The following is a 10,802-nucleotide window of genomic DNA, read 5'->3' as shown; positions in this document are numbered from 1 at the left end:
CAATTGAAGCTTGCGACCCAATATTAACGAATTCCCCCACCAATGGGTTAACAGACCTTCGTTGATTGACTGTTTTTGCGGTTTCAGACGAAAATAGGTCTTAATTCTACCGGGTGTGTTCGAGGGATTCGCCCAACCTGTGCAGCATGTCCAGACAGCGGCCAAGTTGTGCAATCTCGATATATTCGTCGGGCTTATGCGCCTGCGCAATCGACCCCGGCCCGCAAATCACCGATGCAATACCGATGGTCTGAAACAGGCCCGCTTCGGTGCCAAAGGGCACCAGCCCTGCGCCATTCGCACCGGTCAGCGCCATTGCCAGCGTGCGGGCGGGGTTTATGGTTTCGGGTATCAGGGCCACAACCTCGGCGACAATGTCGGTTCTGATATCCGCATCGGGGTGCACTGCCTGCATCCGGCTGCGCAACCCGTCTGCGAATTCCGCCAATTCCGCCTTGACGAAATAGGCATCATCGGGGTCGATGGGCCGCATTTCCCAGTCAATGCGCGCGGTTCCCGCAATGATGTTGTGCACCTGCCCGCCGCGCAATGCCCCAATGTTCAGGGTGCTGTGCGGTGGGTCGAACGGGCAACCCGCAGGGGCGCGCGCCTTCAGATCTTCACGCAAACAGGCCAGTTTCAGGGCAAGATGTGCGGCATATTCCACCGCATTCACGCCCAGATCAGGGCTTGATCCGTGCCCTTCAAGACCGATGACATGGGTGGTGTATTCATAACACCCCTTATGCCCGTCGATGACCTGCATCAAGGATGGCTCGCCGATGATGGCGGCTTGCGCACGAAACCCGCGGGCCTGCAATTGCGCAGTCAGGCGCTGCGCACCAAAACAGCCTGTTTCTTCGTCATGGGTGAAGGCAAAATGCACAGGGCGCTTCAGATCGCGCTGCGCGAATTCACCGGCCATCGTGGCGCAAGCTGCAACAAATCCTTTCATGTCGCAGGTGCCGCGCCCGTATAGCCGCCCGTCCGCTTCGGTCATGGTAAACGGATCAAATGTCCATGGCTGGTCAACGACAGGCACCACATCCGTATGACCGGACAGGATAACACCGTCATCCGCATCGGGGCCGATGGTGGCAAAAAGATTGGCCTGCAAGCCTGTCGCATCCGGCATGATCTCGACCCTCGCGCCCGCCGCTTGCAAAAGCCGCGCCAGATAGTCGGTCACTGCGCGGTTGCCATCCGCCGAAACAGACGGGAACGCCACCAGATCGGCCAGAATTTCCTTGCAACGGGTCAACCGGTCTGTCGTTTCCGCCTTGATCATATCGCGCGCCCTACTGCCTGCCAGATACATGGCTATCGGGCAAGGGTCGGGCGGTCAATCCACTGCGGGGGGATTGGTCGCATCCGGCTGGATTTCCGCCAGAAGCCATTCAGCACGGGCCAGCAACTGTTCTGCACTGGCCAGCTTCTGGTTCAGGCGCGCGGCTTTCTGCGTGCCGGTGGCGGCGTTCGCTTCCTTTTGCAATTCGTCGCGGCGCATGCGCAATTTGGCAATGATCTTTTGCACATCGGCGGGCTTGATTTTCTGGTCCTTGCCCTTGCCGAAATGGGAAAAGACCGCACCCAGTTTCTTGACCAGATCATCCGTGGACATAGGGCACCTTTTCACGCAGCGGTAGCAGGGACACATTACACCACAATCGCGATTGTTTCATGACATTCCTGCCTTGTCTTCGGGATTTTCCAGAATGCGCTCTATCTCGGCAAGGGCGCTGTCGGGTTCGCGGAAATAAGCCTGCGCCGCCTCCAGAATGGACAACAGCAATTCCTCTGTGTAGCGCGCGTCATTCAGGAACGAAGCCGCATTGCCTGCCGAAATCTGGCGGGCCTGCAACAACCGTTCGGCGCGCTGTGCATGGGTGGCGTAGGTCTGGGCCAGAACCGCGCGATCTTCCAGCAGCGTCAGCACACTGCGCTGATCGTCAGGCAGGGCTTCCAACTGCGCGATTTCCGCGAACAATTCCCCGATTTCACTGCGCAGCCCGTCATAAAGACTGGTGATTGCACCATGTTCGCCCTGCGTGAACCGCTGCACATTCGCGCGCATATGCTTGGCGGCCTTGACCGCGCGCACCAGCGCATTCGCCCCGTCGCGCAATTCCTGCAAACGTGCCTGCGCATCCTTGGGCAGGGCCAGACTGCCCTTGCTGGCCGTGAAATCCAGAATGGCCGCATGCAGCGATTTGACCTTGTCGTGATACCTGCTGTCGAAATCGACGCCTATCACCTCGCGGCTGCGCGACACTGTGGTAGCCACATCGCGCGACGCGCGCAGATCGTCCAGCCGCATGTTCAGCCCTTCGCAGATCAGCGCGGCGGCATTGCGATACAGGTGCCATAGTTCATTTTGCAGGGCCGCCACAATCGGCGCGGGAAAATCCCCCAGCTGCGCAGCAATGAAATGCGGGCGGCTGATGCTGGGCGACGGGGTGGCAATACGGCGTTCCAACAGCTTTATCAGCCGTGGGATCAGGGGAATCATCAGCCCGATCCCCAGAACATTGAACAGCGTGTGAAATACCGCCAGACGCAGGGCAAAATCATCTGCGCCAATGCCCAGCGCATCGCTGATGCCATCCACCGCGAACCGCAACGGCACAATCAGCACCAGCGCGACAAAGGCCGTCATGGTGTTGAATATCAAATGCGCCAGTGCCAGCCGCTTGCCCTGAAAATTGGCCGACCCTGCGCCAATCAGGGCCGTGACTGTGGTGCCGATATTTGCGCCAATGGCCACGGCCAGCGCGTTATCGTAGCCGATCTGCCCGGTGGCCAGCGCCGTGATGACAAGCAGCATGGTGGCATGGCTGGACTGCATGACAACCGTGGCCAAGGCCCCAAGGCCAGTATAGACCGCCAGCCCGACAACACCCGCCAGCGCAAGGCGCGTCAGGTCAAAACCGGCGCTGAACGCGTCGAACCCGTCCTTGATAAAGGCAATGCCCAGAAACAACAGCCCGATGCCCGTCAGCACCTGCCCTGCCCCGTGACTGCGGGGATTGCGCTGGAACATCAGCACGGTCCCAAGGGCCAGCAAGGGCAGCGCATAGGCCGCAATATCAACCTTGACCCCCACCCCCGCAATCAGCCACGCCCCTGTCGTTGTTCCCAGATTTGCCCCGAATATGATGCCAATTCCAGCCTGTAGCGTAATCAGCCCCGCGCTTAGGAAGGAAATTGAAATCACCGACACAAGCGAACTGGATTGCGTAATGGCCGTGGCCGCGACGCCAAACCCCATGGCGCGGGGCAATGTGCCCGTCGCGCGCGCCAGCAGCCGTTCCAGCACACTGCCGGCCAATGCCTTGAACCCGTCCTCCAGCATCATCATGCCCAGCAAAAACACGGCCACACCGGCGGCAATGCGCTGGAAATCCGTGCTCACTGCGAAAGCCAGCATCAACAGCCCCAGAATCAGGGCAAGGCGCAGGGCTGTGGAATGCTGCTGGATAAGGGTTTTCATCTTGGCACGGACTATAGCAGGCCCACGCTTGCGGTCTATTGGCCATAAGGGCGCGAATGCGTCTTGAATGACGGGGCCAAAAGGCCAAGTATGGGACAGACAGGAAACATATGGTCCCATGCCCCACAATAACCTGAACCAACCCGCCACCCGCCCCGATGTCCTGACCCGCCCCAAGATGGAAGGCGGCAGACGCTTTCGCATGGCCAGCCCGTTCCTGCCTGCTGGCGACCAGCCCACCGCGATTGCGGAGCTGGTCGAAGGCGTAAATTCGGGCGAGCAGAATCAGGTGCTTCTGGGGGCAACCGGCACCGGCAAGACCTATACGATGGCCAAGATCATTGAAGAAACGCAGCGTCCGGCCATCATTCTGGCGCCAAACAAAACGCTTGCCGCCCAGCTATATGGCGAATTCAAGGGCTTCTTTCCCGACAATGCAGTGGAATATTTCGTCAGCTACTATGACTATTACCAACCCGAAGCCTATGTCGCGCGGTCCGACACCTATATCGAGAAAGAAAGCCAGATAAACGAACAGATTGACCGGATGCGCCACTCGGCCACCCGCGCGCTTCTGGAACGTGATGATGTTATCATCGTGGCGTCTGTATCGTGCATTTATGGCATCGGGTCCGTCGAAACCTATTCGGCAATGACACAGGATCTGAAAGCGGGAGAGGCATATGACTCACGCCTGATCATGGCCGAACTGGTCGCGCAGCAATACCGCCGCAACGACGCGGCCTTTCAGCGCGGGTCATTCCGTGTGCGCGGCGATGTCATCGAAATCTGGCCTGCCCACCTTGAAGATCGCGCCTGGAAACTGTCGTTTTTCGGGGACGAACTGGAAGGAATTACTGAATTCGACCCTTTGACAGGGGCAAAGACCAACAGTTTTGAACAGATCAGGATTTATGCCAACAGCCACTATGTGACCCCGCGCCCCACCATGCAGCAGGCGGTCAAGGGCATCAAACATGAATTGCAACAACGCCTGGACCAGCTAACAGCCGAGGGCAAGCTACTGGAAGCGCAGCGGCTGGAACAGCGCACGAAATTTGATCTGGAAATGCTGGAAGCCACCGGCGTTTGCAACGGGATTGAAAACTATTCGCGCTACCTGACAGGCCGCGCACCGGGTGAACCACCGCCCACATTGTTTGAATTCATCCCCGACAACGCCATCGTGTTCGCAGATGAATCGCATGTGTCGGTGCCGCAGATCGGCGGCATGTACCGGGGTGACTACAGGCGCAAGTTTACGCTGGCCGAACACGGCTTCCGCCTGCCGTCCTGCATGGATAACCGCCCGCTGAAATTTGAAGAATGGGACGCCATGCGCCCGCAATCGGTGTTTGTGTCCGCGACACCGTCAAAATGGGAACTGGAACAGACCGGCGGTGTTTTCACCGAACAGGTGATCCGCCCCACAGGGTTGATTGATCCACAGGTGGAAATCCGCCCTGTGCATATGCAGGTGGATGACCTGCTGGATGAAATCCGCAAAGTGGCGCTGCGCGATCTGCGGGTTCTGGTGACGGTGCTGACCAAGCGCATGGCCGAAGATCTGACCGAATACCTGCACGAGCAGGGCATTCGCGTGCGCTACATGCATTCCGACATCGACACGATCGAACGGATCGAAATCCTGCGCGATTTGCGGCTGGGTGCGTTTGATGTGCTGATCGGCATCAACCTGCTGCGCGAGGGGCTGGATATTCCCGAATGCGGGCTGGTCGCCATTCTGGACGCCGACAAGGAAGGGTTCTTGCGGTCCGAAACGTCACTGGTGCAGACTATCGGGCGGGCTGCGCGCAATGCCGACGGGCGCGTGATCATGTATGCCGACCGCATCACAGGGTCGATGGAACGCGCGCTTGCGGAAACGGATCGTCGCCGCGAAAAGCAGGTGGCCTATAACGAAAAGCACGGCATCACGCCCCAGACCGTGCGCAAGAATGTTGAAGATGTGCTGGCAGGCATGTGGCAGGGCGATACAGACTTGGCGCGTGTGACCGCCCAGATTGATAAAGTGAAACCCGGCGCAAACCTTGCGGCGCATCTGGAAGGGCTGCGCACCGATATGCGCAAAGCCGCCGAGAACCTTGAATTCGAAGAAGCCGCCCGCCTGCGCGATGAAGTCAAGCGGCTGGAAGCGGTGGAACTGGCCATTGCCGATGACCCGCTTGCGCGCCAGTCCGAAGTTCAGCAAGCCGTCGAAGATGCCGCCGTCAAGGGCCGGTCTACCGCCGGTCGTCCGGGGCAGCGCGGCGGCGTGAAAAAGCGGCGGGGCCGGTGATCATTCCCATATCACGCCCGCGGGCGGTATGGTGCGGCCATTCCACGACAGCGGCGTTGTGCCGTGATTGAACCAGAAGCGCTGCGCGCCTGCCTGCCGCGTGCGCAGTGCATCCGGCAGATCCAGCGTTTCAATTCCTTGCCCTGCGCATAAATGGCGCAGGATGGCGCGCAAGGTATCATCATCGGGCCAACCGGCCAGATAGCGCAGGGGGCCAGTGCCCACCAAGGCCGCCATCCCGTCGGCGCGGCGCAAGGCAACGGTGGCTGCACCCTCTACCTCCTCGGCCCAATGAATGAATGTCCCGCCACCTTCCAGCGCAATTCCGGCCCCCGGCGGCAGGCTTTCAACGCGCGCAACACGCATATCCAGCCCCGGCAACGCAGGCGGCAGCGGCACGGGAATGGCGAAATTCGCCGTCTTGGCATTTGCGCGCGGGCCGAACACGACCGTGCCGCCACAATTTGGCAGGGCCGCGCGCAACGTGTCGGACAGGGTGAATAGCCCCGGCGCCAGAACCAGCTTCCAGTCTGACAGATCATCTGCATCGGCAGGCAGAATATCGACATTCAACCCCAAGCGCCGCAGCGCGCGATACCATGCGAAAACCAGCCTGAAATAATCGAAATCCGCGCCTTGGGGTTGGATATCCCACGCCCAAGCACTGGCATAGTCAAAGATCAGCGCCACATCGCCCTTGCCGCACGCCGCATCTGGCATATCGCGCAGTTCCTGTGCGACCTGCGCAGCCTCCGCCAGCCCCGGTGCGGGGGCGCTGTCAGGACGCAACAGACCGGCATGCATCTGTTCTTGCGCAAACGGGGCCTGACGCCAGCGGAAATAACACACGGCCTCTGCCCCATGGGCAAATGCTTCCCATGTCCACAGGCGCACCATGCCGGGCAGGGGCGCGGGGTTGTAGGGTGCCCAGTTTACCGGACCGGGTTGTTGCTCCATCACCCACCAGCGGCCACGGCCAACGGCGCGATACAGATCATGGTGAAACGCCTGAAAATCAGGATCACCCTGACGCAGGAACGCGGCCTTATGCGCGGGCGTGGCTTCCAGCCTGTCGGACAGAAAGCCTATGGGGTAGCTGTCCCAACTGGCAATATCCAGATCAGCGCCAACAGCGAAATGGTCAAATTCGGTCACGCGGCCCATGTAGTTATGCGCAATGGGGGCCGCGCTGTGGCGGCGCAGAATATCGGTTTGCGCGCGGTTGAACGCCACCACCTGATCACTGCTAAAGCGCCGGAAATCCATGACATGTGCGGGGTTGGGTTCCGTCACCGTCAGATTGGGCAGATCAATTTCATCGAAACTGGCGTAGTCCATCGACCAGAAGATATTGCCCCATGCTTGGTTCAATGCCTGCGGGCTTTGGTATTTCTGCCCCAGCCAGTCCCGAAACGCCGCTTTTGCCGCGCCAGAATAGCTTAGGGTTGTATCGTGGCAGCCATATTCATTATCGGTCTGCCATGCAGCAACATGGGGGTTCTTGCCATAGCGTTCGGCCAGCGCCGTGACGATGCGTTTGCATTCCCCCAGATACCCCTGATGGTTGAAACAATAATGGCGCCGCGACCCGAAGTTGCGCGGGCGGCCGTGGGCATCCACCGCCAGCATATCGGGATGGCGCGCCAGCATCCAGCGGGGTGGCGTGGCCGTGGGCGTGCCCAGAACCACCTTCAGACCGGCCTGCCCCAGAATGTCGATAGCGCGGTCCAGCCAGTCAAATTCCAGCACGCCGGGTTCCGGCTCCAGCCTTGACCATGCGAATTCGCCAATGCGCACCCATGTCAGACCGGCCGCCGCCATACGGCGCGCGTCATCAGGCCAGATATCCTCACGCCAGTGTTCGGGGTAATAGCAAACGCCAAGGCCGCGTTTCATCATGCGTCCAGCACCACACGATGTTCTTGCAGGCCCTTGCCCACATCCGGCACACAAAACGTGGCCCCGTCCAATGGCGCGGGGGTGGCATGTCCTTCGCGGGCGGTTGTGCAATACAGGTCTGTCAGATCAGGCCCGCCAAATGCAGGGCAGGATGTGTGCGACGCAGGAAACGACACTGCCCGCAGGAACGCGCCATCCGGCCCGTAGCATGCAACACGCCCTGCCCCCCATTGCGCCAGCCAGAAATTTCCCGCTGCATCAAATACGGCCCCATCGGGGTTATACCCGTCCGCGTTCAGATCCAGCCAGCATTCGGGCGTGCCCGCAGGCCAGCCCTGCGCGTCCAGCCCCACCCGCATGATCCGGCGTGTGGGCGTATCGGTAAAACACGCAGACCGCCCGTCCGGCGCAAAGCAGATTGCATTTGGAATGCTGATATCCCCGAACAGCTTGCGCAATTCACCCCGATACCAACGCCAGATCGCGCCCGCCCCGTGTTCCGCGTGTTTGCCCATGGTGCCGATCCAGAAACCGCCTTGGGGGTCCGCGCGCCCGTCATTTGACCGTGTTATCCTGTTGTCGGCCTCTAGCGGGCACAGGTCGCGCTGTCCGCCCGTTTCCAGATCAAACACGAACAGCCGCGTTTCAGAGGCAACCAGCAGCGTATTGCGATCCACCCAGCCAGCGGCGGAGACATATTCGTCAAATGTCCATGATCGGTTCAGGCTGTGCAGCTTGCCCCCGAGAATATCAAACCAGAAGAATTCCGCGCGTTCGGGGTGCCAAAGCGGCCCTTCGCCCAAGGTGCAGCGAATGTCGTTGATCGGGGTCATTGGGCGTCCTTCCATGCCGTGACGATATCGCGCGCGCGCGCGCCGACCTGTGTGGCCGTCATGCCGGGCGTGTAAAGTGCGGTCCCAAGGCCGAACCCTGTGGCCCCTGCCGCCAGCCAGTCCCTGAAATTCGCAGGCCCGACGCCCCCCACGGCATAGACGGGCACATCCCCCAGCACAGCGCGCATGGCATGCAGTCCCTGTGGGCCAACCAGACTGGCGGGAAACAGCTTCAGCCCTGTCGCACCCGCACGAATGGCAGCAAAAGCTTCTGTCGGGGTCAACACACCGGGATAGCTGTCCATCCCTGCAAGGCGGGTGGCTGAAATCACATCGACATTGCAATCGGGCGACACAACCAGCCGCGCCCCCGTTGCGGCAACCTGCGCGACCTGCTGCGTGCTTAGAACAGTTCCCGCGCCGATTTGCGCCTGTGTGCCGAAGGTGGCGACCATCGCGGCAATGCTTTCCAGCGGATCGGGCGAATTCAGCGGCACTTCGATACGGGTGATACCTGTATCAATCAGCGCTTGGGTCACCGCAACAGCATCGCGCGGGGTGATCCCGCGAAGAATGGCGATCAGTTCACGCATGGTGTTCCCTTCTGCGGTATAAATTCACGCGCGGCACCAAGCCCCGCAAGCGTCAGTTCAGTTGCATCACAGGTGGTCACCGGCACCGACAGGCGCGCCAGTGCCGTTGCATAGGGCTGCGCAATAGCATGCGCCCCGATGACCGCCACGCGCTGGCCCAGCCAGTAGGGCTTGGTATTGGCCAGTTCCGCCCCGATCAGCAGGCCTGACAACCGCGCGCGGGCCACGGCAGCATCCTGCCCGTGCAACAGGGCCTCTGCGCGCAGCGCAAACAGCCGCGCCAACAGACGTTCCGGCCGCTCCATCCCCTGATCAACGCCTTGCACGAAACCATCGTCATCCCAGCCCGCAACGGTATGGCGCAAAATCGAATGCTCGGACAAAAGCGCAAACATCTCTCCTGTCAGGAAGGTCTGGAAGCTGACGACTTCTCCCGCGCTTAGGTGCACCCATTTGCTGTGCGTTCCCGGCAGGCAGATCACCCCGTCCCAGCCGGGGTTTTGCGCAAGAAATCCGGCGATCTGCGTTTCCTCGCCGCGCATGACATCTGCGGGCGAAAGCTGTTTCAACCCCGGAACCACATGAACCGACAGCCGCAGATCGCGCGTTGGCGCAGCGACCAGATTATCGCCCAAGGGGCGGCACGGCACGGCATGATAGGGGGCCTCGACCCAGCCTTGGCGACTGCCCAGCATACCGCAGCCGATAACGGGTGTGACCTGCCCGTCTGGCAACCAATCCGCCACCAGCGCCAGAAGTGCGGGTTCAAATTCAGCGCGTTGCAACCGGGCCATGCCCTGATCTGAGTCTGCGGACCGGAGCACATGATCACCGTCCATCCCCCAGACCCGCAGATGCGAGGTGCCCCAGTCGGCTGCAATCCAGTTGATGTCAGTCATCCTGTCACCACCACGCCACCATCGATGACCAGGGATTGCCCCGTCATGGCACGACTGGCATTTGACGCCAGAAACAACACCCCGCCTGCAATATCGTCAGGTGACAGCGTGTCGGGCAGGCATTGGCGCGCCAGATGCGCATCCAGCCCTTCGGGTGTGACCCATTTTTCCAGCTGTTTGGGCGTCATCACCCAACCGGGGGCCAAGGCGTTGACACGGATACGGTCAGGCCCGAATTCCCGCGCCAGACTGCGTGTCAGCCCGTTCAGCGCCGAATTAGCACTGGTGTAAAGCGGGTATCCCGCCTGTCCCATGATATAGCTGATCGAGGTGATGTTGATGATCGCCCCCTGCCCCATTTCCTGCATGGCCGGCATCACCGCCTGACAGGCATAGACATAGGATTTGAAGTTGATGGCCAAGGCCCAGTCCATGAAATCATCAGTGACATCGGCAAGGCTGTGGCGCTGGTCATTGGCCGCGTTATTGACCAGAACACCGACAGGGCCATGCGCCGCAGCGGCCTGTTGCGTCGCCGCGACAAGTGCCGCGCGGTCAGTGATATCGCACGCGATGAATAACGGGCGGTTTCCGGTCGCGCCCTCCATCGCATCGCAAAATTCTGTCGCGTCAGAGCGCTGGACGAAAGCCACGCGCGCCCCTTGCTTCAGGAACGCTTCGGTCAGCCCGGCCCCGATGCCGGAACCGCCCCCGGTGATGAAAACCGAAGTGCCCTTCAGGTCGGGATAGATAGCTGTCATCGGATGCTCCGGGTTGGGGAAGGAAAAG

9 protein-coding genes are annotated in these 10,802 nt (G+C 60.6%); 1 reads left to right on the top strand and 8 read right to left on the bottom strand.

The features are described from left to right. Nucleotides 1-106: 106 nt before the first annotated feature. The 3 genes from argE to P8S53_RS04340 are packed head-to-tail and all read right to left on the bottom strand — an operon-like array spanning nucleotide 107 to nucleotide 3,490. Entirely contained in the window at nucleotides 107-1,288 is a 1,182-nt protein-coding gene (gene argE, locus P8S53_RS04350) for an acetylornithine deacetylase (protein WP_277805940.1), read from the bottom strand. 54 nt (nucleotides 1,289-1,342) lie between these two features. Beyond that, on the bottom strand, nucleotides 1,343-1,621 hold the full coding sequence (locus P8S53_RS04345) for a hypothetical protein (RefSeq protein WP_277805939.1): 279 nt from the start codon (nucleotides 1,619-1,621) through the stop codon (nucleotides 1,343-1,345). 57 nt (nucleotides 1,622-1,678) lie between these two features. Beyond that, complete coding sequence (locus P8S53_RS04340; RefSeq protein WP_277805938.1) at nucleotides 1,679-3,490, bottom strand: Na/Pi cotransporter family protein; 1,812 nt, start codon at nucleotides 3,488-3,490, stop codon at nucleotides 1,679-1,681. 118 nt (nucleotides 3,491-3,608) lie between these two features. Here P8S53_RS04340 and uvrB point away from each other — a divergent pair, with 118 nt between their 5' ends. After that, the gene (uvrB, locus tag P8S53_RS04335; RefSeq protein WP_306417830.1) at nucleotides 3,609-5,789 is read left to right on the top strand and encodes an excinuclease ABC subunit UvrB; all 2,181 of its coding nucleotides are present in this window, start codon (nucleotides 3,609-3,611) and stop codon (nucleotides 5,787-5,789) included. Here uvrB and P8S53_RS04330 read toward each other — a convergent pair whose 3' ends face one another. From P8S53_RS04330 to P8S53_RS04310, 5 genes are read right to left on the bottom strand one after another with little or no spacing between them, the layout of a single operon-like run. After that, entirely contained in the window at nucleotides 5,790-7,685 is a 1,896-nt protein-coding gene (locus P8S53_RS04330) for a beta-galactosidase (protein WP_306417876.1), read from the bottom strand. Then, the gene (locus P8S53_RS04325) at nucleotides 7,685-8,521 is read right to left on the bottom strand and encodes an SMP-30/gluconolactonase/LRE family protein (RefSeq protein ID WP_277805936.1); all 837 of its coding nucleotides are present in this window, start codon (nucleotides 8,519-8,521) and stop codon (nucleotides 7,685-7,687) included. Before P8S53_RS04325 ends, P8S53_RS04330 begins: the two co-directional genes overlap by 1 nt. Continuing rightward, nucleotides 8,518-9,114, bottom strand: coding sequence for a 2-dehydro-3-deoxy-6-phosphogalactonate aldolase (locus tag P8S53_RS04320; RefSeq protein ID WP_277805935.1), 597 nt, complete (start codon nucleotides 9,112-9,114; stop codon nucleotides 8,518-8,520). Before P8S53_RS04320 ends, P8S53_RS04325 begins: the two co-directional genes overlap by 4 nt. Further along, on the bottom strand, nucleotides 9,102-10,013 hold the full coding sequence (locus P8S53_RS04315) for a 2-dehydro-3-deoxygalactonokinase (RefSeq protein ID WP_277805934.1): 912 nt from the start codon (nucleotides 10,011-10,013) through the stop codon (nucleotides 9,102-9,104). The genes P8S53_RS04320 and P8S53_RS04315 overlap by 13 nt, the downstream gene beginning before the upstream one ends. Further along, nucleotides 10,010-10,774, bottom strand: coding sequence for an SDR family NAD(P)-dependent oxidoreductase (locus P8S53_RS04310; protein ID WP_277805933.1), 765 nt, complete (start codon nucleotides 10,772-10,774; stop codon nucleotides 10,010-10,012). The genes P8S53_RS04315 and P8S53_RS04310 overlap by 4 nt, the downstream gene beginning before the upstream one ends. Between the last annotated feature and the right edge of the window lie 28 nt (nucleotides 10,775-10,802).

The sequence above is a fragment of the Roseinatronobacter sp. S2 genome, from assembly GCF_029581395.1.
Classification (GTDB): Bacteria; Pseudomonadota; Alphaproteobacteria; order Rhodobacterales; family Rhodobacteraceae; genus Roseinatronobacter.
This window is presented reverse-complemented; position numbering and strand designations above follow the sequence as displayed.